We start from the raw sequence: 26,371 nt of genomic DNA, 5'->3' as shown, positions 1-26,371 counted from the left end.
CCCGGCCCCTTTGCCTTTTTCCCACTCCAACTCCCACAGTTCTGTATGTCAAACTTTACCCTTCCCCAGCGCTGGCCCCTGCTGCTGCTGGGCTGCGTAAGCGGAGCGGCCCAGGCCCAAACCGGGCTGGTGGCGGCCAATCAGTCTTACCAACCTTCCTCGCCCCGGGCGCACGCAGCCGCCAAACAACCCCTGGAAAGTGTGCTGCAGAACCTGAAGGCCACGCACGGCGTGTACTTTTTTTACCGGAGCCAGGTGGTAGAAGACAAGCTGGTAGATGCCAACCGGCCCGCTTTTGCCTCATTTCAGGAGGAGTTGAGCTACGTGCTGGCCCAGGCAAACCTGCAGTACGAGAAAACCCGTGACAACGTGTACGTGCTGACGCCCCGGCCGGCAGCCGAAGGCGCGGCCCCATCGGCAGGCTTGCCCGCGCAAACGATTGCAGCCGTCGTGGATGCCCCCATCAGCGGCCGCGTGACGGACCGCGCCACGGGCCAGGGTATTCCGGGCGTGACGGTGCTGGTGAAGGGCACGACTACGGGCGTCAGCACCAACGCCGACGGCACCTTTTCGCTGACCGTGCCCGACAACGCCACGCTGGTATTCTCGGGGGTGGGCTTTGTGAGCCAGGAAGTAGCCGTGGGCAGCCGCACCACCATCGACATCAGCCTGAGCACCGACACCAAGGCGCTGAGCGAAGTGGTGGTGGTGGGCTACGGCACCCAGGAGCGCCGCGACCTGACCGGCTCGGTGGCCTCGGTGAAGGGCAAGGACGTGGCCAACGTGCCCACGCCCACGTTTGAGTCGGCGTTGCAGGGCAAGATGGCGGGCGTGCAGGTGACGCAGGGCAGCGGGGTGGCCGGCTCCACGGCGGCCGTGCGCATCCGGGGCGTGGGCTCCCTGACGGCGGGCGGCGAGCCGCTGTACGTGGTAGATGGGGTGCCCATCGTTAATGAAGACAACAGTGCCCGCAACTTCCGCACGGCTTCCGTCACCAACGCCCTGGCCACCATCAACCCCAACGACATTGAGAGCATCGACGTGCTGAAGGATGCTGCGGCCACGGCCATTTACGGCTCGCGCGGGGCCAACGGGGTTATCATCATCACCACCAAAAGCGGCAAGCTGGGCAAGCCCCAGTTTCGGGTGGGCTACCAGGCGGGCATCTCCAACGCCACCGTCAAAACCGACCTGCTGAACGCTACCGAGTGGATAGACCTCTACAACGAAGCCTACCGCAACGACGGCGGCGTGGGCGAGGCGCCCCTGCCCCGCGGCCTTACCCGCGCCACCGCCGCCAACACCGACTGGCAGGACCTGACCACCCGCACGGGCTTCCAGCACCAGGCCGACGTGTCGTTTTCGCAGGGCACCGAGAAGCTGAAAAGCTACGTGGGCCTGAGCTACAACGACCAGAACAGCTACCTGGTAGGCAACTCCTACGAGCGGCTGAGCGGGCGCGTGAACCTGGACTTTACGCCCACCTCGCGGCTGAGCCTGGGGGTACGGGCCTCCTTTGCCCGCGGCATCAACGACCGGGTGCCCTCGGCCTGGGCCGGGGGCTGGGGCTGGGCCAACGGGCCGGCGCTGGTTATCTACCCCGTGCGCAACCCCGACGGCAGCTACTTCTTTCCTACCGACTTCGGCCCCAACCCCGTGGCCAAGCAGGAGAACTTCGAGTACCGCACCCAGGAGCTGCGCACCATCAGCAACGTGTACGCCGACTACGAAATCGTGAAGGGGCTGCGGGCCCGGCTGGAGGGTGGCCTCGACTACCTGGACCAGACCGAGGACCTGTTTGTGCGAGGGGTGCTGCGCGGCAACGGCCGCAACGAAGCCCAGTACCGCAAGCTCTGGACGCCTAACGTCAACATCAACGGCACGCTGACCTACGCCCGCCAGCTGGCCGAGGTGCACAACGTGGAGGTGCTGGTAGGCACCAACTACCAGCGGGCCGACACCTACTCGCGCGGCGTGTACTACGACCTGGGCGGCCTGGTGGAGCCCCTGCGCAAAGACGACCAGCTGCGCGACTCCCTGCTCACCAGCTCCCAGCTCCTGCGCGAACCGCTGCAGGCCTACAGCTTTACCTCCTACTTCAGCCGCCTCAACTACAAGCTCAAGGACCGTTACCTGGTGGGCGTGAGTGTGCGCGTGGACGGCTCCTCGCGTTTCGGGCGCAAGTACCGCTACGGTACGTTCCCGGCTTTCTCAGCCGGCTGGATTGTGACGGAGGAACCGTTTCTGAATGGCAATAACATCCTGAGCTTCCTGAAGCTGCGCGCCAGCTACGGCCTCACCGGCAACGCCAACATCGAAAACTACGGGCAGTACGGCTCCTTCTTTCCGCCGAGCGACAGCCGCAACTCCGCCAACTACAACGGGGAACTGGGCCTGGAGCGCCGCAGCTTTTCCAACGACCAGTTCCGGTGGGAAAACACGGCTCAAACCGACGTGGGCTTCGACTTTGCCCTGTTCAATAACCGCGTCAGCGGCACGTTCTCGGCCTACTATAAGAAGGGCACCGACCTGCTGATTCCCATTGCCCAGCCCATTTCTAGTGGGGTAGGCTCGGTGAACCTGAACATCGGCGAGGTAGAAAACAAGGGGCTGGAAATCACCCTGAACTCCCGCAACCTGGTGGGCGACTTTGCGTGGAACACCGACTTCAACATTGCCTTCAACCGCAACAAGGTGCTGGACATTGGCGGGCTGAGCCCTGACGTTATTCTGACCGACAACGAGGTGCGCACCATCGTGGGCTACCCCATCAGCACCTACTACCTGGCCCGCTATGTGGGCGTAGACCCGCAGGACGGCCTGCCCATCTACCTGGACCGGGAAGGCAACCAAACCAAAACCTACTCCACCGACCTGCGCGTGCCCCGCGGCTCGGGCGCCCCCGACTACACCGGCGGCCTCACCAACACCTTCACCTACAAGGGCTTCGACCTGAGCGCCCTGCTGAGCTTTTCGGTGGGCAGCGAAATCTACGACGACTCGCGCAAGCGCCAGGAGGGCACCATTGGGCTGGATGGGGGCTGGAACCAGCGGCGCAAGGTGCTGGAACGCTGGCAGCGCCCCGGCGACATCACCGACGTGCCCAAGCTCACGCTCAACCCCAGCCGGGGCGGCTACAACCCCGACACCAACTCCGACCGGTTCCTCTACGACGGCTCCTACCTGCGCCTGCGCCAGCTCACGTTCGGCTACACCTTCACGGGCGGGGCCTTGCAGGCGCTGCGCCTGAAGTCGGCGCGGCTGTACTTCCTGGCTACCAACGTCTTTCTGGTGACGGGCTACGACGGGGACCCGGAATTTTACCGTGACCAGTACGATGCCCAGGGCCGCAACCTGATTGGCGGCGCCACCTACCTGTTTCCGCCCCAGGCCCGCACCTTTACCATGGGCTTTAACATCGGTTTTTAATCCTAGCCGCACGCACGAACCGTCATGAAAAAGATATCCGTTTTGCTGACCCTGACCGCGCTGCTGGCCAGTACCGCCTGCGACGAGCTGGTTGATATCAAGCCCCAGAATGTAATACCGGAAGCCGAGGCGGTGAAAACCACGGCCGACTTGCAGAAGCTGCTCATCCGGGCGTACAGCGCGGCTCAGTCGGGCGCCTTGTACGGGGGCAACTTTGTGGCCTTCAGCGAGATGCTGGCCGACAATGCCACCGGCGCCAACAGCTTCGGCTTCAGTCAGATTCAGAGCTTCTCCTTCACCTTCTTCAACCCCGACGGGCGCAGCACCTGGACCGACGCCTACAACGTGGTCAACCTAGCCAATACCGCTATCGACCGGATGCCGGAGGTAAACGACGGCGACATTGCTGCCCAGCGGGACCGGCTGCGCGGAGAGGCCCTGTTTCTGCGGGCCGCTATGCACTTCGAGCTGGTGCGCTTTTTTGCCCTGCCCTACGGCGCCCGCCCCACCAACTCCCAGCCCGGCATTCCGCTGCGCCTGCAATCTGTGCAGGACGTGAACAACATTCAGAAGCTGCCCCGCGCCACGGTGCAGGAAGTGTATGCCCAGGTGCTCAAGGACTTCACGGAAGCGGCCAGCCTGCTGCCGGCCACCAACAGCGCGCGGGCTACCTCCTGGGCCGCCAAGGCCTACCTGGCGCGGGTATACTTCCAGATGAACGATTTCCAGAACGCCTACGCCCAGGCCAACGACGTGGTAAGCAACGGCTTGAGCGGTGCGGGTGCCCGGCTGGCCCTGAACGCCAGCGTGCTGAACCGCTACCGCACCAAAAACTCGCCGGAATCCATCTTCGAGATGCAAAGCACCAACTTTGACAACTCCAGCGGCGGCCTGGAAGGCTACTTCCGGCAAGCTGGCAACACGCCCCAGCTGTACGCCACCCCGGAGCTGGCCGCCCTGGCCCTGGCCGACCCCAACGACCAGCGCGGCCGGCTGCTCTACAACACCCGCGCCGTAGGCGCCAATCAGCGCACCTTTACCACGCGCTACGACCAGGTAAACCAGAATGCCCCGGTGCTGCACCTGGCCGAGCTGCTGCTCATCCGGGCCGAGTCGGCCGCCGAGCTGAACAACCTGACCACGGCCGCCGCCGACTTGCAACGAGTTCTGGACCGCGCCTACGGGGCCGGCAGGAAGACGGCGCCCACCGCCAAAGCTGACCTGCTGGCCCAGATACGCGCCGAGCGGCGCCTGGAAATGGCCTTCGAAAATAACCGCGTGCACGAGCTGAAGCGCCTGCGCCAGCCCGTGCGCGGCCTGCCCTGGGACTGCCCCAAGCTGCTGTTCTTCATCCCCGACGTGGAGATAAACGGCAACCCGGCCATCGAGCAGAACCAGTCGGCGGGGTGCTAATGCCGGCCTCTGCCGGGACGAAAAAGCTGTTCTTCACCAAAGAGCGGGGCGGAGGTGCCGCCGTCCGCCCCGCTCCCCGGCCGACGGTGGCAGCCGCCGGCTGGTCTGCCGTAGCGGCCTTGTACTCTCACCTTTTCCTTCCAGCCCTTCACCCGTGAAAACATTCCTGGCTTTCAATCAGCGCCGCGGGCGCGTAGCAAATCAGGCCGGTCAGCCGGCCAGCCACCCTTTTACCCTGCGGGCCCTACGCCTGCTGGTTTCGGCCGTGGGCGCCGCCAGCCTGCTGGCGGCCTGCGAAAACCCTGCCGTGGAAGCGCCTCAGCCCACTTCGGCGCCCGGTACGCAATTGGCCACCACCACCTTTTATAATCCGCTCCGGTCTGTTTTCTCCCCCGACCCGGACATGGAATATTACAACGGCAACTACTACCTCACCTTCACCAACGACGCCAACCTGGGCAGCATTGTGATTCGGAAGGCGGCCAGCATTACCGGTTTGGCCAATGCCGCCGACGTGACGGTGTGGACCGACAACACCCCCGCACGCACCACGAATATGTGGTCGCCCAGCCTGTTTCGCTACAACAGCCGCTGGTACATTTACTACACGGCCACGAACACCAGCGGCAACAACCACCGCATGTACGTGCTGGAGAGCAGCGGCGACGACCCCATGGGGCCCTACTCGTTTAAGGCCGAGCTGCGCCCTCCCAACAAGGCCGATGTTTCCAACATCGACGGCGTTGCCTTCGAGCGGGGAGGAAAGCTGTACCTGGTTTCGTCGGTGGAAAGCTCGCTGTGGATTATGCCCCTGAGCAACCCCTGGACCGTGAGCGGCAACGCCGTGCAGCTGTCGTATGGCAGAAGCGCCGGCACCACCTGGGACTCGTACTACAACGAAGCGCCGGCGGTTATCCAGCGCAACGGCAAAACCTACATTGCCTTCTCGGGGCAGCCGGCCCACTCGGCCAGCTACGCCATTGGCTTGCTCACCAACACCGATGGCAACCTGCTGAACGCCGGCTCCTGGAGCAAGAGCACCTCGCCCGTGCTGCAGCGCAACGACGCGGCCGGCGTGTACGGCCCCGGCTCCGGCGACTTCTTCAAGTCGCCGGACGGCACCCAGGACTGGATTGTGTATCACGGCAAAACCAACTCCGGCGAAACCCTCAATACGCGCACGGCCCGGGCCCAGCCCCTGACCTGGAACGGCGACACGCCCGTGTTTCCGGTGCCGGCCGCCCTGAGCACACCCATTGCCTTGCCCGCCGGTGACCCCGGCGACAACAACCTGCTTGCCAATCCCGATTTTGAAGCCAACGCCACAACTCCTACCAGCTGGAACACCTGGCCCGGCAGCCGCGGCACCGACGCCGACGCCGACTACGTGGAGGCCGGTGGCTACACGGGCAAAAACCGCCTCACCCACTACAAGGCCAGCGCCTACCAGGTGTATACCGACCAAAGCGTGAGCGTGGCCAATGGCACCTACACGGTGAAGGCCTGGGTGATAAGCGGCGGCGGGCAGCAGGACGCCTTCCTGAGCGTGAAAAACTACGGCGGCTCGGAGCTGAAGGCCAGCATCAAGGACGTGGCCGCGGGCTGGCCTAACTGGCGTGAGCTGACGATTTCCGGCGTCAACGTCACCAACGGCACTATTACGGTGGGCGTGTACTCCAACGCCAGCGCCGGCAACTGGCTGTCGGTTGATAACGTGCGCCTGTACCGCCAGTAGCCTCCCTCGCCTTGAAATGGCAGCCGGATTATCTTACCTGATTCTGAGAGTTTTACTGCGTGTATGAAAGCAAGCAACTGGCTGGTTACGCTACCGATAGTGCTGCTTAGTCAGGCCTCGGCGCCCAGCCTTGGCCCACCGGCCGACACGGCTCCGGCCGCCGGCCCCGCGGCCCCGCTTCCGCCCCAGACCACCGACCTGACCATCCGCTTTCAGCACGTAGAGCCCGTACTACATGATTCGCGCGTGGTGGCCCATTGGCCCCTGGACGAAGGCAGCGGCTACGAGGCCCTGGACCAGTCGGGCCGGGGCCACACGGCCTACCTTACCGGCACCACCTGGAACACCGACGACAGCGGCCTGACAGCCACCTTCCGGCGCCGGGGCAAACGCGGGGGCGCCATCTACCTCAACGGCACGCAGTGGCTGCAAGCCCAGGATGCGCCCGGCCTGAACCTAACTGGCCCGCTTACGGTGGCGGCGTGGCTGAACCCCGACGCCGACCCGGCTGCTTTGGGAGGGGTGGCTGTACTGGAGAAAAGCGCCGCGGGCAAAGGCTACCGGCTGAGCTGCGAGCCAAACGGCAGCCTGCGCCTGACGGTGTACGACGCCACCGGCCGTGCCCACACCGTGCAGAGCCGCCCCGGCCAGCTGGTGCGCGGGCAGTGGGCGCACGTGCTGGCCACCGCCGACCCGGCCTCGGGGCAGCTGCTGCTCTACCTCAACGGCCAGCCCAGCGGCCGGGCCAAGGAGCAGCCGTTTACCCTCGGCCCGGCTCCTGCTGACCTACGGCTGGGCCACTCGGCGGCCGGGACGGGCGGCTTCCGGGGCTGGCTCGATGAGGTGACCTTGCTCAGCCAGGCGGTGAGCGACGCCCAGGCCCGGCAGCTCTACGCCGTGGGCCTGCCCAAGCTCTACACCCAAACCCGCGAAACCGTGGACCCCGCCCGCACCGAGTGGACCGAGTTTAAGGGCAACCAGCCCGTGCCGCACCCGCTGGAAGACGACACGCGCCTGCTGCTGCGCTTCGATGGCAGCTTGGCCAGCTTGCAGAGGCAGGCTCCCACGAGCCCGGCCGGCGCGGAGGCGGCGGGGTTCGTGCCCGGCCAGTTCGGCGGGGCTTTTGATGCGGTTCGAAACACGAAAGGGCTGGTGTACGCCTCGCCGCTTACCGAGGCGGCGGGCACGGCCGAGGCGTGGTTTACGCCCGTGGTCAACCCGAAAGACCCAAGCCGGACGCGGAAGTACGTGCTGCTGCACGCCAGCGGCACCAACGCCGAACTCACCCTGGGCTCCGAAAACAAACGCTGGACGGCCACGCTCAGCCAGGCCGGCCAGCCGCCCGTAGTTGCGCAAAGCCCGGAGCAGCCGTTCCTCTACGGCCAACCGGTTCATTTGGCCATGGCCTGGGGCAACGGCTACCTGACGCTCTACCTAAACGGGGTGGAAGCCGACCGCCGCCCCCTGGCCCAGGCGCCCGTGCTCAACAAACACGTGGTACTTGGGGGCCAAGGCACCGCGGCGGCCCACGGCTACCTCGACGACGTGCGCCTGTCGGGCCGGGTGCGCGCGGCGCGCAGCATCTGCCCCCGCGGGCACCAGGACACCGAAGCGGCGGCCCTGGACCTGATGCAGGGTTTCGACTACGCGGCCGGAGAGCCGCTCTGGCACTGGCAGCCCGCCTCGAAAACGACCCGGTGGGCCTACGCCGCCAAAAGCTGGGAAGATGACGGCACCCGCCTCGGTGACTCCGGCGACTTGCGGCGGGGCCTGAAGCAGGGCACTTCCGCCGGCTTCCACGCCCTGTTTCACCCGGATGCTTACGGCCACGCCTCCTCTATCGAGGCCGGCGTGTCCTTCGAGGCGGTGGCCGATGGCTGGGCGGGCGTGTTTGTGCAAGCCGCCACGCCGGCGGCCGACCAACCATTTACCGGCTACACGTTTGCTCTCAACCCCGGCCAGAACCAGCTGCGGCTGGCCCGGATAGTGAATGGCGCGGCGGTAGCCAGCAAGGTGCTGCCGTATGATTTTCAGCTGAAACCCCGCCAGACCTACACGCTCACCCTCAGCTCGGTGGGCGGCGTGCTGCGGGGCTACCTCGACGGCCACAACCTGATTTCCCTGGCCGGCGCGGCGCCCGATGCCCGCGGCTTCGGCGGCCTGTTCACCGACAACACCCCGGCCTATTTCGACGACGTACACTTCTCGGCCCTGACCCCGGCCGTGGCCCAGTCGCGCAGCATTCAGCAGCGGTTTTTTACGGATGAGTCGCCCTTAGGCCTCCAGCCGGTGGCTAAAAATGGGAGCCTGAACGCGTTTCGGTGGAAGAAGCGCTATGGCTTGCTGCCCTGGCAGCGCACCTACCAAAGCCCCGAGCCGCCGGGCAACCTGTTCGGGCCCACCGACAGCGTGGCCCGGCCCAATGCCACCCAGTTCTGGCGCTCCGAAGACGCCGCCAACTCCGATGTGCTGGCCGTGGACGGGCGCGTGTTCTACTTCATGCGCGGCAACCCCGACCACCAGGGCCCCCACGGCGCGGCGGCCCTGGGCGTGCTCACCGCTGATGACCCGCTTTTCGACGGCCGTCACTTCCGGGACCTTAGTGCCGGCCTCACCGACCTCAGCCAGGCCCCCGCTCTGCTGCGCGGCCACCAAGACCGCAACGCCCGGTGCTCCGACGGCGGCCCCCGGGCGACCCGCCTGCAAGTCAACGACGAAGGGGCCGTGTACCAGAACGGCAAAATCCTGGTGTTTGCCCGCGAGTTTCGCAACGGCGTGCGGCCCTACCCGTGGTTTCGGCGGCTGATATACGGTGTGTTCGACGTGGCCACCCAGCGCTGGGACCAGAACGTGCCGCACCTGGTCAGCTGGTCGATGATGAGCCCCGACAGCTGCTACAGCCGCCACCGCGGCCTCGACGCCACGCCCGAGGTGGTGTCGCTGCGCGACCCGGTGACCGATGAGTACGTTATCTTCCTGTACCACCACAGCGCCCGGCCGGGCCCGCTGGGCGGTAGCACGCCTACCACCGAGATAAGCGGCCTGCGCTACGACGGCCGCACCGTGAGCCTGCACCCGGCCTACCCCTCGCGCAACAGCATTGTCAAGCACAACCAGGACAACATCTACGGCGAGCGAATCTTGTTCGACAACGGCATCTACTACCTCAACGTGAATGCCGACAGTGAAAAGCTGGTGGGCGACTGGCCCGACCGGTTCGAACTGTTTGCCGGCCTGCACCCCTACGACGGCCCCTGGACCGGCAGCGCCGACAACACCAACCCCGCCCGCCCCTACTTCAGCCGCGGCAACCGCTTCGACCCCGACAACGGCGCCATCTGGCAAGGCACCATGGTGAAGCGCCGCGGGCGGTACTACCTGTACTACGAGAACTTTCACGTAGTCAATGACTTGGAAACACCTTATGAGTTCTACGACCATAAGCATTCCGGCTCCCGCGTGGGCTTTGCTACGGGGAATTGAAGCACCCCACCCCAACTTTCCCTACCTTAAACTCTCACCCACGTTCCCACCGATGTCCTTTCGTCTCATCCACTATGTGCTGCCGCTGGCAGCGGCCCTGGTTTCGCTCCGGGGCGAATGTCAAACGGCCCCGGCCACGCCAGCGGCCACTCCGGGCGCCCGGCCGGAGGCATTTCGGCCCGGTGCTTTCCAGGCCCTGCCCCTGGGCGCGGTGAAGCCCGAAGGCTGGCTGAAGCGCCAGCTCGTCATCCAGGCCAACGGGCTGACCGGCCACCTCGAAGAGTTCTGGCCCGACCTGGGGCCGAACAGCGCCTGGCTCGGCGGCTCGGGCGAGGGCTGGGAGCGGGGCCCCTACTACCTCGACGGCCTGCTCCCGCTGGCTTACCTGCTCGATGACGCTCAGCTGAAAGCCAAAGCCCAGAAATGGGTAGACTGGACCCTGCAAAGCCAGCGCCCCGACGGCGGCATCGGGCCGGCCAAAAACCAGGACTGGTGGCCCAACATGCTCGTGCTCAAGAGCCTGATGCAGTACCAGGAGGCCACCGGCGACCAGCGCGTGGTGCCGTTCATGGAAAAATATTTCGCCTACCAGAACAGCCAGATGGACAAGATTCCGCTCAAGGAATGGGCCATCTTCCGCTGGGCCGAAGAGCTGCTGCCCATCCGCTGGACCTACCAGAAAACCAAGAACCCCCAGCTGCTGGAGCTGGCTAACAAGCTGGCCAAGCAGGGTTTCAACTGGGAGCAGGGCTTCGCCAAATTCCCTTTCACCGAAGCTACTAATTCCGAAGGCCTGGGCCTGGGCACCAACTACAACAACAACAACCTGGCCCTGCAAGCCCACGGCGTGAACAACGCCATGGCCCTGAAGATGCCCGTGCTCTGGGGCATGACCGGCGGCACCGAAGCCGACCGTAAAGCCATTTACCGCCAGCTCGAAACCCTGGACCAGTACCACGGCCTGCCCAACGGCATGTACAGCGGCGACGAGCACTTTGCCGGCCGCAACCCCAGCCAGGGCGTGGAGCTGTGCGCCGTGGTGGAAGCTCAGTTTTCCTACGAGCAGCTGCTGGCCCTGCTCGGCGACCCACTGTTTGGCGACCGGCTCGAAAAAATCACCTACAACGCCCTGCCCGCCACCTTCGATGCCACCATGTGGGCCCACCAGTACGACCAGCAGCCCAACCAGGTGCTGGTGAGCAAGGCCAAGCGGCAGTGGTCCACCAACGGCGACGAAAGCAACCTGTTCGGGCTGGAGCCGCACTTCGGCTGCTGCACGGCCAACATGCACCAGGGCTGGCCCAAGTTTGCCTCCCACCTCTGGATGGCCTCGCCCGACGGTGGCCTGGTAGCCGCCGCCTACGCCCCCAGCCGCCTCAGCGCCGCCGTGCGCGGAGGCGAGACGGTGACCATCCGCGAGGAAACCGAGTATCCTTTCCGCGAAACCATCCGGTTTGTGGTGGAGAAGCCGGCCAAAGCCGCTTTCCCGCTGCACCTGCGCATTCCGGCATGGGCCACCAAGGCGGCGGTAACGGTGAACGGCAAGCCCGCCGCTAAGGCGCCCCAGGCCGGCACCTTCTACGTGCTGGAGCAAGCCTGGAAGAAAGGCGACGTGGTGGAGCTGCGCCTGCCCATGGACGTGCGCGTGCTGCCCGGCTTCAACCAGTCGGTGTCGGTGGAGCGCGGGCCGCTGGTGTACGCCCTGAAGCTGAGCGAGCAGTGGACCAAGCTGCGCGACCGGCCCAACCAGGCCGACGACTACGAGGTGCGCGCCACCACGCCCTGGAACTACGGCCTGCTGCTGCCCACGGGCGGCGCCCCGGCATCGGCGTTTCAGGTGAAAGAGAAGCCGACTACGGGCGTGCTGTTTTCGCCGGAAGGCGCTCCTATCGAACTGCAAGTGAAAGGCATACGTCTGCCCGAATGGCAGCTGGTCAACAACTCGGCCGGCCCGCCGCCCGCCAGCCCCGTGGTCCAGCCCGCCGGCGCCAAGCCCGAGACGCTGACCTTGATTCCCTACGGCTCGGCCAAGCTGCGCGTCACCTCGTTTCCGGTGGTGCGGCCCTAGCTGCTTAGTTCCACCGCTGGCGCTCTACGGTAGCTACGCGGCACACCCTGCGGCGGCCGGGTGCCAGCGGTGGGCCTTATGTGCGCACATGTTATTGCGGGTTTTCGTCTTGCATCGGGCAGCCTTCGGGGCACGCCCGGCCTCCTGTCGTACTGCTCTATGGCACGCACCCGGATTTCGTTGGTGGACCTGGCCACCACTTTAGGCTTGGCCGTCTCCACGGTGTCGAGGGCACTGAGCGGCCACAGCAGCGTGAGCGAAGCCACCCGGCAGCGGGTGCACCGGCTAGCCAAACAGCTTGACTATCAGCCCAACCCCTTTGCCACGGCCCTGCGCACGGGTGTTCCCCGCGTGCTGGGCGTAGTGGTGCCCCGCATCGACGGCCCCGGCATGGCGGCGGCGTTGCAGGCCATTGAAACGGCGGCCGGCCGGGCGGGCTTCCAGCTCATGGTGTGCCAGTCGCAGGCCGATGCGGGCCGGGAACGAAAAACCGTGTCGGCACTCGTGCGGGCGCGGGTCGATGGCGTGCTGGTGGCGCCGGTGCCGGGCCAGTGCAACGTGGGGTACTTCAACCGGCTGCACGAGCAGGAAATTCCGCTGGTATGCTTTGGCCTGGTTCCCGAGGGCCTGCTGTGCCCCGTAGCCCCGCCCGACGACTACCACGCCGCCCGCTACGCCGTGGAGCAGCTGCTTGCGCAGGGCTGCCGGCGGATTGTGCACCTGGCCGGGCCGCACCACCTGCCGTCTACGCAACGGCGGCACCAGGCCTACCTTGATGCCCTTGCCAGCCGCGGCTTGCCATATGCAGAAGGTCTGGTATGGTTCTGCCCCGCCACACAAGAAGCGGATGCATCTACCGAGCAAGAGCTGCGGCGGTACGCCAGCCTGGCCGACGCCTTTTTCGTCTCCCATACGCTGACGCCGCCCACACTAGCCCGCGTGCTGGAGCACCTCAAAGCCACCGGTTCTGGTTCTGAGGCGCCAAACCCGCGGCTTGTTACACTGCCGCAGAACTACGACCAGGTAGGCACAGCTGCCACTCAGCTGTTGCTGAGGCAGTTGACCAGGGTAGAGACGCGCCCCTTCGCATCTTCTGGGTGAACAGCTCACTGGCACAACAACCGTTGGGCGGCAACCGAGCCGGCAGCCTCGTTCAACCAGCAGACGCGAACTGCCGGTCGGCCTAGCTCAGGGTTGTGGCTCTACTTACCCGATGCTGAACCGCTGGACAGAGGAGAAACGGACGTTGGAAGCCGCAGCTGGCTTTGGATGCAGCAGTAAATCATTGAAGCCGGTTTTTGGTTGAATGCCGGGGAGTTTGTCCCTTTGCGTATTCCAAGCCCCTGCTGCCATGCGTTTCTGTTTCCGCGCCGTCCTTGCTCTTGTCCTGCTTTCCGCCTGCCGCCCCGACCAGATTGAGCACCTGCGCGACACCAAGCGCATTGCCGTGGAGGCCGAAAACTGGCAGGTGAAGCGCATTACGCCCCAGCAGCTGCTGCGCGCCACCCAGTGGGCCGGCGACTCGCTCACGCGCACGGCCGAGCGGGAGCTGCGCCAGGTGCTGGCCCAGAAGCTGCAGGAAGGCGGCGTGGCCGCAGCCCTGCCCTACTGCCGCCCGGCGGCCTTGCCCCTCACCGATTCGCTGGCCCGCGCGCTGCAAGGCTCGCTGAGCTGGGCCAGCCCGCGCCCGCGCAACCCCGCGCACCGCGCGGCCCTGACGCCCGCCGACCTTTCCCCCACCGACACCGCCGCCCGCCGCGTGGCGCGGCCCCAACCCGAGGAGTTCAGCTACCAGCGCCCCGTGGTGCTGACCGACCAGCTGTGTTTGCGCTGCCACGGCCAGGTGGGTAAAGACCTATCGGCTGCCGACTACGCCCTCATCCGGCGGCAGTACCCCCAGGACCAGGCCACCGGCTACCAGCTGGGCCAGGCGGCAGGCGTGTGGCGCGTGCGCCTGCCGCGCGCTGGCGTGGCCGGGTTCTGGACCATGAAAACGCGCAAAGTGTTTAAGCGGCGGTTCTAGGCTCGGCTTGTGGTAGCCCAACCTTCGGACTGGTTTTCGAGTTTGGGCAGGATATGGATGCTGCCGAAAAACCAATCATTATTATCGGGGCGGGGCTGGCGGGCCTGGCCTGCGCCTGCTATCTGCACCGGGCCGGCCGCCGCGTGCTGGTGCTGGAAGCCGCCGACGCCGTGGGCGGCCGGGTGCGTACCGACCTCACGCCCGAAGGATTCCGCCTCGACCGGGGCTTTCAGGTGCTGCTCACGCGCTACCCCGAGGTGGAGCGCCTCCTGGACTACGGCGCCCTGCGCCTCCAGGCCTACCGCTCCGGGGCCGTGATTCGCCTGCCCGATGGCCGCCAGACTACCCTGCACAACCCTTTGCAGCGGCCCGCGGCGGCCTTCACCGCCCTGACGGCTCCCATCGGCACCCTGCCCGACAAGCTGCGGATTCTGAATTTCGTGCGGCACGTGCGGAGCCGGAGCAGCGGGCAGCTGCTCAGCCACAACGCCAGCAATGCCCAGGACACGCGCAGCTTTCTGCGGGAGTACGGCTGGAGCGAGCAAATCATCGACACCTTTTTCCGGCCCTTCTTCGGTGGGGTGTTCCTGGACCGCAACCTGAGCACGGCGGCCAACTTCTTTGAATTTGTGTTTCAGCAGTTTGCCAAAGGCGAAGCCGTGGTGCCGGCCCTGGGCATGCAGCAGATTCCGGAGCAGCTGGCCGCCCGCTTGCCCGCTGGCACGGTGCGCCTGAACACGCCCGTAGAAGCCGTGGAGGGCACCACCGTCCGCCTCTGGACCGACCAAACCCTGGAAGCCGCCGCCGTGGTAGTAGCCACCGACGGCGAAGCCGCTCAACGGCTTCTGCCGGCCGAAGCTGCCCCTACCGACCTGCGCTGGCGCCAGACCACCTGCACCTACTTTGCCGCCCCCGCCGCCGCCGGCCACCCCGACAAGCTGCTGCGCCTCAATGCCGCCCCCGACGCCCTGGCCCACAACGTCGCCTTCCCCTCCGACGTGGCCCCCGGCTACGCCCCAGCCGGGCAGCGCCTGGTATCGGTCAGCACCCACGGCGCCCACGGCCTCAGCGAAGCCGAGCTAGCCGCCCGCCTCCAGCCGGAGCTAGCCGCCTGGTTCGGACCTGAAGCGGCGGCCTGGCAGCACCTGCGCACTTACGTCATCCCCTACGCCCTGCCCGTGTACCCCGCCGGCCAGCCCGTGCGCCAGAACCTGAAAGTCACCGACACCCTGTTCCGTTGCGGCGACTTCGCCGCCTATCCATCCCAGAACGCCGCCTTAGCCACCGGCCGCGAAGTAGCGGAAATGCTGCTGGCCTGAGGACCTCATCCCCTAGCCCCCTCTCCACAAGAGAGGGGGAACTAGCTCTAGTTGCCTCACCCCCACCCCTCTCCGAAAAGGAGAGGGGCTCTAGCGCTAGTTTTTAGCTGATGCTCTATCAGCTTACTGCTCAACTACCATCAACCACCCCTAGCCTCTCTAATAAGGGACTCTAGCTCTAACAAACTAGAACTCCTCCCTTTTGGGGAGGGGTTGGGGTTACTAGTCCCCCTCTCTTTTGGAAAGGGGGCTAGGGGGTGAGGTCCGCTACTGCCGCTCCCGGTTCATCACTGAGTTCTGGCGGTTGATGGATTCCAGGTGCACGGCGTCGAAGTACTTGAGGATGAAGTCGCGGGTGAGGCCGAGCTGGGCGCCTTTCTGCACGCCGCGGTCCAGGATTTCGTTCCAGCGGCCGGTTTGCAGAATGGTGATGTCGTTTTCCTTTTTGTAGATACCGATGCGCTCGGCCACCTGCATGCGGTTGCCGAGCAGCTGCAGAATCTCGTCGTCGAGCTGGTTGATTTGCTCGCGCAGCTTGGCCAGCACGGTCAGGAACTCCTGCTGGTCGGTGGTTTCGTGGCGCCAGATGAGGCCGTCGAGCAGCTCGCCCAGGCGCTCGGGCGTTACCTGCTGCTTGGCGTCGCTCCAGGCGTGGTCCGGGTCGCGGTGAGATTCCAGCATCAGCCCGTCGAAGTCCAGGTCAATAGACTTTTGGGCGATGCCGGCCAGGCCGGTGCGGTTGCCGCAGATGTGGCTCGGGTCGCAGATGATGGGCAGCTCCGGCAGGCGGCGCTTCATCTCGATGGGCAGGTGCCACATGGGCGCGTTGCGAAACTCCGTGTTGCCGTAGCTGGCAAAGCCCCGGTGAATCAGCCCCAAGCGTTGCAGGCCCACTTTGGCCAGGCGCTCCACGGCTCCCAGCCACAGCTCCAGGTCGGGGTGCACGGGGTTCTTCACCAGCACGGGTACGTCTACCCCGCGCAGGGCATCGGCCAGGGCCTGCACCGAAAACGGGTTGCCGGTGGTGCGGGCCCCAATCCACAGCACATCCACTTCAAAGGCCAAAGCATCCTCCACGTGCTTGGGCGTGGCCACTTCCACGGTGGTGGGCAGGCCAGTCAGCTGCTTGGCCTTTTGCAGCCAGGGTAGCCCCTTGGTGCCGATGCCCTCAAACAGGCCCGGCTTGGTGCGCGGCTTCCAGATGCCGGCCCGCAGCATGTCCACTTTGCCAGTGGCGGCCAGTTGGGTGCAGGTTTCCAGAAGTTGTTCTTCGGTTTCGGCCGAGCACGGCCCGGAAATAATCAGGGGTTTCTTGCCAGGGAAAGCCCGCGGCGTGGCGGTGTCAGTAGTGGGTGATGACTGGTTCATGACGAGGGGTTAGGTTTTATGGTCCAGGATTGAGACTGTCATTCCGAGCACCGCGAGGAATCTGAATCACAGATTAAGCAGATGGTAAACAGATGACGCAGAGGCAGAACCTAATCTGTGAAATCAGCGGATAATCAGCGTTATCGGTGGTTCAGATTCCTCGCTGTGCTCGGAATGACAATTCCCTCACTTCAACATCTTCTTAATCAGGTTGGCTTGCTGGATTTGCTGGTGCAGGGCGGAGTAGTCTTCCTGGGCGAGCAGGTGGCGCAGGTACTGAAGCTGGTGGATGTGCTCATCGAGCACATCGAGCACGTTCACGCGGTTTTGGCGGAAGATGGGCACCCACATATCGGGCGAGCTTTTGGCCAGGCGCACCGTCGACTCGAAGCCTCCGCTGGCCAGAGCGAAAATCTGTTGCTCCTCTTTTTCCTTTTCCAGCACCGTGAGAGCCAGGGCGAAAGACGTGATGTGGGAGATGTGGGAGATGTAGGCCGTGTGCAGGTCGTGGGCGGCGGCATCCATATACACCAGCTGCATGGCCAGGCGCCCGAACACGGCCTCCACGCGGGCCAGGGCGTCGTTGGCGCTGCGGGCGGCGTCGCACACCACCAGGGTTTTGCCCCGGAACAAGCCCGGCACGGCCGCCAGCGGCCCCGAGTACTCGGTGCCCGCCATGGGGTGCACGGCCACAAACCGGTCCCGCTGCGGGTGCTGGTCTACGCGGGCCAGCAGAGCCGCCTTGGTGGAGCCCACGTCGATAACCACTTGGCGGTCGGTGGCCGCGTCGAGCACCTGGGGCAGCACCGTGAGCATGGCATCCATGGGCACGGCCACCACCACCAGGTCGGCCCGGCGCACGGCGGCAGCCAAGTCGGTTTCCGGCTCATCAATAAGTCCCAGGGCCACGGCCTGCCGCTGGTGCTCGGGGCTGCGGTCCACCCCGATGATATGGTGAGCCAGCCCGGCCTCCTTGAGGCTCAAAGCCAGGGAGCCCCCAATCAAGCCAATTCCAATTATCGTAACGACCATGCGGTGAGGTGGTGAGTAGTGAGTAGTGAAGTGGTGAAGTGGTGAGTAGTGCGTGGAAAAGACCGTCATGCTGAGCGAAGGCGGAGCCGCAGTCGAAGCATCTCTCCCGCTTCGTCCGCACATGATAAGAGTTACCCTCGGTAGAGATGCTTCGACAGGCTCAGCATGACGGTTAGGCTCTAGCGTCAGCACGCCAAATGCTTCGACTTTGCCTCCGGCTCCGCTCAGCATGACAAGACCTCCCATGCGTCAGCGTAACACGTTCTTCGCCGCCCGCACCCGCGCCAGGGCGGCTTGTAGCACTTCCGGGGGTTGGCACAGACTCACCCGGATAAAGCCGTTGCCATTGGAGCCAAAAATGCCGCCGGGCGTGAGGAAGACGCGGGCCTCGTGGAGCAGGGCGTCGCTAAGAGCGTAGCCGTCGGGATAGGTGGGCGGCACGGCGGCCCACACGAACAGGCCCACCTGGCCGGGCTCGGGCTGGCAGCCCAGCGCCGTGAGTAGCTCGTGCACCAGCTCCCGGCGGGTGCGGTAGTGCTGGTTGAGGTCGGCGTACCAGGCGTCGTCCAGGCGCAGGGCTTCCACGGCGGCCAGCTGCACCGGCAGAAACATGCCCGAGTCGAGGTTGCTCTTAAAGCGCAGCACCTCCTGAAGCACATCGGCGCGGCCGGCCAGCAGGCCCACCCGCCAGCCCGCCATGTTGTGCGACTTGCTCAGGGAGTTCAGCTCCAGCACCACCTCCCGCGCCCCCGGCACAGCCAGCAGACTCCGGGGCGGCTCCGGGTTCAGGATGAAGCTGTACGGATTGTCGTGGACCAGCAGAATGCCGTGGGCCTGGGCAAAGGCCACCAGTCGCTCGAAAAACGCCACATCAGCGGCGCGGCCGGTGGGCATGTGGGGATAGTTGACCCACATAAGCTTTACGCGGCTCAGGTCGCGGCGGGCCAGGGCGTCGAGGTCGGGCAGCCAGCCGGTGGCGGCGGTCAGGTCGTAGTCGACCGGGGTGGCGCCGCTCAGGTGGGCGGCGGCGCGGTAGGCCGGGTAGCCGGGGTTCGGTAGCAGCACCTCGTCGCCGGCTTCCAGCAGGGTCATGCTCACGTGCACAATGCCTTCCTTGGAGCCCAGCAGGGGCAGAATTTCCGCGTCGGGGTCCAGAGCTACGCCGTACTGCCGCCCGTACCAGTCGGCCATGGCCTGGCGCAGGGCGGGCACGCCCTTGTAGCTCTGGTAGGCGTGGGTGTTGGGCTGCTGGGCCGCGCCGGTCAGGGCCGCCACCACCCGCGGGTGCGGGGGCAGGTCGGGGCTGCCGATGCCGAGGTTGATAATCTGCGCCCCGGCTTTGTTCAGGGCATCTATTTCGCGCAGCTTCTGCGAGAAGTAGTACTCCTGGATGTGCTGAAGGCGGCTGGCTACGGGTAGGTGCATGTGGTTGCGGTTTAGAGGTGGACCCCACCTTTTAGTAGCGGCAAGCTTCTCGAGCAGGCTTGAAGCTTAAAGCTTGTCGCTATGAAGGGGTTAATGCGTCATTCCTTTCTGATACACGCCCAGCACTTCGAGGCCTTCCGTTACCGGGGCCAGGGCGTGCAGGGCGGCCGACAGCTGCTCGGGTTGGTCGAACTCCAGGTCGGCGTGGAAGTAGTAGTGCCAGGTGCTGCCGGGCATGGGGCAGGATTGCAGCTTGCTGAGGTTGATGCCCTGCTCGGCAATGCAGGCCAGCACCCGCGCCAGGCTGCCCTGGGCGTGGGCCGTGTGGAAGTAGAGGGAAGCCTTGTTGGGCTGGGCCACCTCCTGAGAGTTTTCGGGGCGGGCCACCACCAGGAAGCGGGTGTAGTTGTGCTGCTCGGTCTGGATGTCCGGGGCCAGCATGTCGAGCCCGAACAGCGCGGCGGCCCGCTCCCCGGCCACGGCGGCCACGCCCGCTAGCCGCTGCTGCCCGATGCGCTGGGCACTCAGGGCCGTGTCCTCCGTCTCGACCAGCCGCCAGTGCGGGTGCTGCTCCAGAAAATCGGCGCATTGCAGCAGGGCCATGGGGTGGGAGTGCACCTCCCGAATGTCGGCCACCTGCTGCCCCGGCAAGGCCAGCAGGTGCTGGCGGATGCGCAGGTATACCTCCCCCACCACCCGCAGCCCCGACTTCCGCAACAACGTGTAGTTGGGCAGAATGCTGCCGGCAATGGAGTTTTCAATGGCCATAACCGCCGCCGAAGCTCCACCCGCCGCCACCTGGCGTACCACTTCCCCAAACGTAGCGCAGGGCACCGTAGGCACGTGGGGGCCGAAGTAGCGGTGAGCCGCTAGCTGGTGGAAACTGCCGTTAAAGCCCTGAATGGCAATCATGATGGAGAAGTGAGAGGTGAGAAGCGTATGGGTTGGGTGGTCGGGGCGGGCACTAAAAAAGGCCCCGCGGGGTGCGGGGCCTTGGGTTTTGCGTGGTGGCTGTGCTAGGTCAGCTTCGGCAAATACGGCCCCGCTTCTTTGGGAAGAAGTAGTAATAGCCGTAATAGAAAAAAGCCGGGGCAGGCATGTGGAGTGGGTTGTAAGCGTAAAAAAGCGCCTCCCGAGGTGTCGAGAGGCGCTGAGGATTTTCGGTCAGGAAAGCTACAGAACGGCCGCTCGACTACGCCGGGGAGGCATAGGTGCAGTAGTAGCTAAAATAAAGGCGGCCAGTGAGGGGGAGCATGAGAATCAGGAGCTTTCGGCTGGCAAGGTGGGCACTGGCAACAGCAAATCCAAATTATTTTTTGGAACACCAGGCGAGCAAGCGTGCGGCGGCGCAGGAAAACCGCCGCCCGGTGTGCATCTTACCGACCAGCTTCTATTGCCCTACCTGCCGGCCCGGTGGCCCGCTACATTGCCCACATGCGTTTTTATACCCTTGCCGCTAGCTTCTTGCTGACTGCTCACTTAAGCCTGGCACAAACTGCTCCCACTTCCGAATTACTCGGCCGGGTAGACAAGCTGGTGCAGGAAAAGAAATACGAATCAGCGTATCAGCTGCTGGACAATGCCGACCCGAAAAACCAGCGGCCCGAGCTGCTGCTGCGCAAGGAGCAGCTGGTGCTGGAGAGCTACCTGATAAGCATGAATCATCGGATGTTCGCCCTGAAAGACCTGGCGCCCACCGAAACCGTAGCGCAGCTGCGGGGTAAGGCCGGTGAGTATTCCATGCACGCGCTGGACTTGCCCCTGGAACTGAGCCGGTTGCAGCGGAAGTATCCCACCAACTACGCCCTGGCCAAAGGCCTCGGCGACTACTACTACCAGGTGCAGCAGTGCCACTGTGGGGAGCAGGATAAAACCGAGGCCCAGCTGCTGGACCTGGTGGTGCGCTACTACGGCGCGGCCCACGCCCACGGTCTGGGCGACTATAGGTCGTATTACGCTGTTGGCTACGCCAAACTGGTGCAGAAGCAAGCCGCGGCCAGTCTGGCCCCATTCGAGAAGTCTATTGCCCTGAACCCGCAGTACTCTACCTCCCACTACAACCTGGCCTACGCCTTGATGCAGCTGAAGCGGCCCACCGAAGCCATTGTACGGGCCCGTGCGGCGTACGACCTCTACACCGACGCCGAGCTAAAAGCCGATGCAGCCCGAATGCTGGGGCATTTGTACCACGGGCAACAGCAGCCTGCCGAAGCCCAGAAGGCCTACGAGCAAAGCCCGGCTCTGCAACCTGACAACTACCACACTATCAAAGAATTGCTGGCCCTGGCTGTGCCGGCCCGCCAGGCCAACGCGCCGGAGCTGGCCGCCCGGCTCTACCGCCTGAATCCGGCCGACGACCAGATGTTCAACGACATCATGGATATCTACCAGGCCAACAAGCAGTGGGCGGAGGCCGAAGCTTTCTTCCGCAGCCAATTACCTACTGCCCCACCAAAACCGGCCGCCCAGGGTTTGCTGCACTTCTACCTGGCCATCCTGAACATGCAGCTCAACCAGCCCAAAGCAGCGCGGCCCCACTTTATGGAGGCGCAAAAGCACCTAACCCAAGTAGCTTCTCCCGACAACGAGCTGTTTAACATTATTAAGAAAGGATTAGCCGAAACCCAGCCGTAGAATGCTCGTGAGAGGTAAGCCAATAGGATAGATTTTGCGCACAACACCTTTGTAAACAGCTAGTTGCTTTAGTAGATTTTAAGCAGCGGATAGACCACCAGGAAGCGGCGGTAAGAAACTGGCACGGTTTTGAAATACTCCCCTCCCAGAAGCCCGCCGCTCCTAGCGCGCACCCTGGCGGCGGGCGCCCTTCCTTCCAACCTTTCCTGCCATGAATACGAAGCGACTTTTCGGCCGCCTGGCCGCGGCTACCCTAGTGTTTTCTGTTTTCGGCCTGACGGCTCAAGCCCAAATCAAGCCCCACCGCGTGCCGGCCTATAGTGGCCAGGCTCCCGCCCGCTCTTCCTACAGCAAGCCCGCTGCCTCCGCCACCGACGGGGTAAAAATCGGTATCCGGGCCGGCGTGAACGTGGCCGACTGGTCGGGCGACGCGGTGCAGAGCGTGCTGGACCTGGCCGAGTACACCAACGGCGCCGTGACCAAGGAAATGCGCACCGGCTTCCACGCCGGCCTCTACGCCACCCTGCCCCTGGGGCCGCGCTTTGCCATTGAGCCGGGCGTGCTGTACTCCGAAAAAGGCGTGGTGCTGAACGGCCGTATTCCGCTGGAACAGTTCGACTTCCTGAATGCCCGCGTCACGGCCACGGCCCGCATGGCCTACCTCGATGTGCCCCTGCTGGCCAAGGCCTACCTCACCGAGGGGCTTTACCTCTACGGCGGCCCGCAGGCGTCCTTCCTGCTTTCCGGCAACGCCCGCGTGCAGGCCGGGGCCCTGGGCTTCGCGGCCCTCAACCGAGACTTCGACGTGAAAAACCAGTTTCGCCCCGTCGACTTTGCCCTGACCGGCGGCCTGGGCTACCAGTTTCAGAACGGCCTGGGCCTGAGCGCCGGCTACGACTACGGTCTGTCGTCGCTGGATAAAAACAACCGCTTCGACGCGCAAAACCGCGTGATAAAAGCCGCCGTCAACTTCTCGTTCTAACTCTTTCTCTCCCCGTGTACTCCCTGCACGCAAAGCCCTGCCGGTTACCGGCGGGGCTTTTTTGGCCGCTGAAAACCAAGAGCTTACCTCAGCTTAGGTTCGTGCCTGCACCCGTTGTCTACGGGCTAGGCGCCCCGTCTCTAGCTTCTTGACAAAGAGAGGCCGTGATTCCGGAAGCCAATTGCGGCCCCAGGCTCTCAGACTAGTGGGTGTGCTTATCCGTCGAGCCTTTACCTATAGCGTGGGGTGTTCTACCTCAACCTCAACTAAACAGCCCCGCCGATATCCAGCGGGGCTGTTGTTTTTCACAAGATATAGCACACCTACACAGTACACTAGCATACTCAGCCACTGCAACCGGCCAAGTGCAGTCTTCTGATGCCAGCTTGGACCGGATTCCACACGCATCCCCAGAAAAATTTCTAGAACAGCTCAGCGCCTTCTGCGTGGCCCTCTGCGCCTTCTGCGGGAACCGTCGCCAGAACCTCCGCAAATGCCGTAGCTTGCAGAAGCTATGCTGTTCCGCCGCCTTCGTCCTGCGCCTGCTGCCGAGCTGACGGATGCCGACCTGCTCCGGCGCTACCGGCAAGAGGGCGACGTGCACGACCTGGGCACGCTGTATGAGCGGCACATGGCCGGGGTGCTGGCCATAGCCCGGCGCTACCTCCGCGACGAAGACGACGCCAAGGACGCCGTCATGCAGTTGTTTGAGCACTTGGTAAGCAAGCTGCGCCAGCACGAAGTCGAGAATTTCCCGCCCTGGCTGCACGCCACGGCCCGCAACCACTGCCTGATGGTGCTCCGGGCCCGGCAGCGGGCCGGCCCCGCGGCTGGCGGGGCCCTGGTGGTACACTTTCCCGATGCCGCCGGTATGGAATCGGCCGCCGCCCGGCATCTGGCCGACGATGACCCCGCCGAAGCCGAGCACCACGAGCAGCAGCTCCAGCAACTCGAACAATGCCTCGCCGAGCTGCCCCCCAGCCAGCGCCGGTGTCTGGAGCTGTTTTACCTCGAAAAGAAAAGCTACCGCGAAGTAGCCGCCCTCACCGGCTTCGACCTGAACGCGGTGAAAAGCCACCTGCAAAACGGCAAGCGCAATCTGCGCCGCTTCCTCGAATCCCCTTCTCCATCTGCCGCTTCCACCACCGATGCTTCCCCGTAACCCCGCTTCTGCGCCCTTGCCCACGGCCGGCCACCTGCCGGTGGAGGTGCTGCGCCGCTACGTGGCCGGGACGCTGCCGCCCGCCGAGCAGCACCGCGTGGAAGCGCACACCCTCGACTGCCCCCACTGCGCCGACATTTTGGAAGGCCTGGAGCTGCAACCCGCGCAGGTCACGGAGGCCAGCCTGCACGAGCTGCGCCAGCGCCTTACGGCCCGCGTGGAGGAGCTGGCCGAGGCGGCCGAGCCTGCCGCAAGGCCCGCCGTGGCCTGGCCGCGCCTGGCCGTTGCGGCGGCTCTGGTTTTGTTGCTCAGCACGGTAGCGTGGCTTGCGTGGCGGCCGGCTTCCACCTCGTTGCCCGTGGCTTCGGCTCCTGAGCAGGCCCGGCAGGAGCCGGCCCAACCGGCCCCGATGCAGCAGGAGGCGGCTTCCGATAGGGCGGCTGTTTCGGCTCCCTCAGCGCCGGCCGCTGCTGCTCCTAGCGCCGTCCGGCCGCCGGCAGCACCCACTGCCCGGGCGAAGCGGGCTGTGGTGGCCCGCAACCCGCCGCCAGTTCGCCCGGCTGGCACGGCGCCAGTAGCCGCGCCGGAAGCCGCCGACGCTGTAGCAGCTACTCGGGAAGGCAGTGTTTCGACCGTGCTGGCCGACACTGTGCCGGTAGCTAATCCGGCAGTAGCAGCCTCGACTGCTGCCCCTCCTAGGGCGCCGCAGGTAGCTGAGCGGGCCGCTTTCAGGGAGAAGCAGACGCCTGTTGGTAGCGGCCGGGCTGCCGGCCCTGCGCGCACCGTGCGCGGCCGCATCACCGACCAAGTCACGGGCCAGGGCTTACCGGGCGTCACGGTGCTGGTACCAGGCACCCAAATGGGCGCTTCCACGGCTCCCGACGGCTCCTTTCAACTAGCAGTGCCCGCCGCCACGCGCCACCTCACGGTGTCGTCGGTGGGCTACACCTCCCAGCGCCACACCCTGCGCCCCACCGATTCCACGCTCACCCTGGCCCTGGCTCCCGACACAAAGACGCTGAGTGAAGTGGTAGTGGTGCGCCGCGAACCGCCTCCCGCGCCTATGTCCATCGGGGCTATGCCGGCCGGGGGCTATTTCAGCTTCCGGCGCTACCTGCGCGACAGTCTGGACTACCCCGAAAGGGCCATAGCCAGCCGGATTGAGGGCACCGTTAAGCTTCGCTTCGAGGTGGGAACCGATGGCAAAGTGACGAATATTGAAGTGGTGAAAAAGCTATCCGAGGAGTGCGACGCCGAAGCCATCCGGCTGCTACGGGAAGGCCCCAGCTGGTTTCCTGCCGTGCAAAACGGCCGCCGCGTAGCTCGCAAAGTTGAAATTAGCGTGCCGTTTAAGCTCGACTAGGCCTCACCGCCCGGCCCCGCCCCCGCTGGTCGCCCGGTATCCTGCGCAGAGGAAAGCTTGACGATTAATATTCAACGCAGCGCCTTCGGAACGGCTACCGGATTGTAGCGACATTGTAGCCGCGTAGCGGCCAAAGGGTTGTAGAAACAGCACGTAACAAAGAAGTAGCGCCGCGTAGCGGGGCAAGAGACGCCGGAGCGTTCCTTGCACCACTACGCAGCGCTACACGTGCCTATCTTATCTGGCTATAAACCTGTAGGCCGCTACGCGGCTGTGCTGTTCATTGCCGTCCTCAGCGGTAGCCGTTCCGGAGGCGCCAGCCGACAGGGCGGCGCAGAACGAATCGGAGCTGGCTCCCCCTCTCCACGGGAGAGGGGGCCGGGGGGTGAGGCTTACCCGCTGTAGCCGCCGCCGCTTTCGGGGGCGGTGGCGCTGCCGCCAGGCGTTACTTCGCGGGGCAACTCGGGCTCGGTTTTGATTTCAACCTGGCTGTAGTCGGGGGCGCCGTTGCCGGCGGTGGGCACGGGTGGCGCGTCGCTGCCCGAGGTGTCGGGCGTAGTGGCCGCAGCTTGAGCAGTGGTGGGAGTGGTGGAGGGCTCAGACAGAGCGTCGGATTCGGACTCGAACGTTTTTTTCATGACCAAGGAAAATAGAAGGGTGGCGGGAAGAGTACCGCTGCCTATACGGCAGCTAGGTGGCTGAGGTGGTACTTTGGAAAGTAGAATGTGGTGTGGACCGCTTACGCAGCTAAATTATGTCGTCAGCGGGAGGATTTTCGCATATCCCAGCACAGTCTTTGCTCCTAGCTGCGGCTCATTACCACTGCCAGGTAATCTACCCGTGCCTGTTTGATTATGGGCCGTCGCTACGACACTCTTTCACTGAAATAGTCGGCTTTTTCTGGGGAAAAAGCCGGCCTATGTTCCTCTTGTTGG

Annotated in this window: 17 protein-coding genes; 12 read left to right on the top strand and 5 right to left on the bottom strand. The window is 64.8% G+C overall.

Annotation, left to right across the window (positions count from 1 at the left end; genetic code table 11):
* The first annotated feature begins 45 nt into the window (after positions 1-45).
* From OIS53_RS15530 to OIS53_RS15495, 8 genes are all read left to right on the top strand, one after another.
* On the top strand, positions 46-3,429 hold the full coding sequence (locus OIS53_RS15530) for a SusC/RagA family TonB-linked outer membrane protein (RefSeq protein ID WP_264679484.1): 3,384 nt from the start codon (positions 46-48) through the stop codon (positions 3,427-3,429).
* 24 nt (positions 3,430-3,453) lie between these two features.
* The gene (locus tag OIS53_RS15525) at positions 3,454-4,842 is read left to right on the top strand and encodes a RagB/SusD family nutrient uptake outer membrane protein (protein WP_264679483.1); all 1,389 of its coding nucleotides are present in this window, start codon (positions 3,454-3,456) and stop codon (positions 4,840-4,842) included.
* Positions 4,843-4,996: 154 nt separating this feature from the next.
* Positions 4,997-6,577: a glycoside hydrolase family 43 protein gene (locus tag OIS53_RS15520; RefSeq protein ID WP_264679482.1), complete on the top strand. Its 1,581-nt coding sequence runs from the start codon at positions 4,997-4,999 to the stop codon at positions 6,575-6,577.
* A gap of 63 nt (positions 6,578-6,640) precedes the next feature.
* Positions 6,641-10,060, top strand: a complete 3,420-nt coding sequence (locus tag OIS53_RS15515; protein ID WP_264679481.1) for a LamG domain-containing protein — start codon at positions 6,641-6,643, stop codon at positions 10,058-10,060.
* Between the two features lie 52 nt (positions 10,061-10,112).
* Positions 10,113-12,128 carry a glycoside hydrolase family 127 protein gene (locus tag OIS53_RS15510; RefSeq protein ID WP_264679480.1) on the top strand — a complete coding sequence of 672 codons (2,016 nt, stop codon included), beginning with the start codon at positions 10,113-10,115 and terminating at the stop codon, positions 12,126-12,128.
* A 159-nt stretch (positions 12,129-12,287) separates the two neighbouring features.
* Positions 12,288-13,229 carry a LacI family DNA-binding transcriptional regulator gene (locus OIS53_RS15505; RefSeq protein WP_264679479.1) on the top strand — a complete coding sequence of 314 codons (942 nt, stop codon included), beginning with the start codon at positions 12,288-12,290 and terminating at the stop codon, positions 13,227-13,229.
* 250 nt (positions 13,230-13,479) lie between these two features.
* Positions 13,480-14,151 (top strand): DUF3365 domain-containing protein, encoded by a 672-nt coding sequence (locus OIS53_RS15500; RefSeq protein WP_264679478.1) that lies wholly within the window; start codon positions 13,480-13,482, stop codon positions 14,149-14,151.
* Positions 14,152-14,204: 53 nt separating this feature from the next.
* On the top strand, positions 14,205-15,470 hold the full coding sequence (locus OIS53_RS15495) for a protoporphyrinogen/coproporphyrinogen oxidase (RefSeq protein WP_264679477.1): 1,266 nt from the start codon (positions 14,205-14,207) through the stop codon (positions 15,468-15,470).
* 267 nt (positions 15,471-15,737) lie between these two features.
* Here the strand turns inward: OIS53_RS15495 and OIS53_RS15490 are convergent, their stop codons facing one another.
* From OIS53_RS15490 to OIS53_RS15475, 4 genes are all read right to left on the bottom strand, one after another.
* Positions 15,738-16,838: a bifunctional 3-deoxy-7-phosphoheptulonate synthase/chorismate mutase type II gene (locus OIS53_RS15490; RefSeq protein ID WP_264679476.1), complete on the bottom strand. Its 1,101-nt coding sequence runs from the start codon at positions 16,836-16,838 to the stop codon at positions 15,738-15,740.
* A gap of 186 nt (positions 16,839-17,024) precedes the next feature.
* Positions 17,025-17,939, bottom strand: coding sequence for a prephenate dehydrogenase (locus OIS53_RS15485; RefSeq protein WP_264679475.1), 915 nt, complete (start codon positions 17,937-17,939; stop codon positions 17,025-17,027).
* Positions 17,940-18,119: 180 nt separating this feature from the next.
* Positions 18,120-19,295, bottom strand: a complete 1,176-nt coding sequence (locus OIS53_RS15480; protein ID WP_264679474.1) for a pyridoxal phosphate-dependent aminotransferase — start codon at positions 19,293-19,295, stop codon at positions 18,120-18,122.
* A gap of 90 nt (positions 19,296-19,385) precedes the next feature.
* Positions 19,386-20,207 carry a prephenate dehydratase gene (locus OIS53_RS15475; protein WP_264679473.1) on the bottom strand — a complete coding sequence of 274 codons (822 nt, stop codon included), beginning with the start codon at positions 20,205-20,207 and terminating at the stop codon, positions 19,386-19,388.
* Positions 20,208-20,729: 522 nt separating this feature from the next.
* Between OIS53_RS15475 and OIS53_RS15470 the strand changes: the two genes are divergently transcribed.
* From OIS53_RS15470 to OIS53_RS15455, 4 genes are all read left to right on the top strand, one after another.
* Positions 20,730-21,929 (top strand): tetratricopeptide repeat protein, encoded by a 1,200-nt coding sequence (locus OIS53_RS15470; protein ID WP_264679472.1) that lies wholly within the window; start codon positions 20,730-20,732, stop codon positions 21,927-21,929.
* A 211-nt stretch (positions 21,930-22,140) separates the two neighbouring features.
* Positions 22,141-22,911: a porin family protein gene (locus OIS53_RS15465; protein WP_264679471.1), complete on the top strand. Its 771-nt coding sequence runs from the start codon at positions 22,141-22,143 to the stop codon at positions 22,909-22,911.
* 514 nt (positions 22,912-23,425) lie between these two features.
* Complete coding sequence (locus OIS53_RS15460; protein WP_264679470.1) at positions 23,426-24,073, top strand: RNA polymerase sigma factor; 648 nt, start codon at positions 23,426-23,428, stop codon at positions 24,071-24,073.
* Entirely contained in the window at positions 24,060-25,436 is a 1,377-nt protein-coding gene (locus OIS53_RS15455; protein WP_264679469.1) for a TonB family protein, read from the top strand. The genes OIS53_RS15460 and OIS53_RS15455 overlap by 14 nt, the downstream gene beginning before the upstream one ends.
* Positions 25,437-25,828: 392 nt before the next feature.
* On the opposite strand, the gene OIS53_RS15450 is transcribed toward OIS53_RS15455, so the two are convergent.
* Positions 25,829-26,074 carry a hypothetical protein gene (locus tag OIS53_RS15450; RefSeq protein WP_264679468.1) on the bottom strand — a complete coding sequence of 82 codons (246 nt, stop codon included), beginning with the start codon at positions 26,072-26,074 and terminating at the stop codon, positions 25,829-25,831.
* Positions 26,075-26,371 lie beyond the last annotated feature (297 nt).

The sequence above is a fragment of the Hymenobacter sp. YIM 151500-1 genome (assembly GCF_025979885.1).
Taxonomy (GTDB): domain Bacteria; phylum Bacteroidota; class Bacteroidia; order Cytophagales; family Hymenobacteraceae; genus Hymenobacter.
This window is presented reverse-complemented; position numbering and strand designations above follow the sequence as displayed.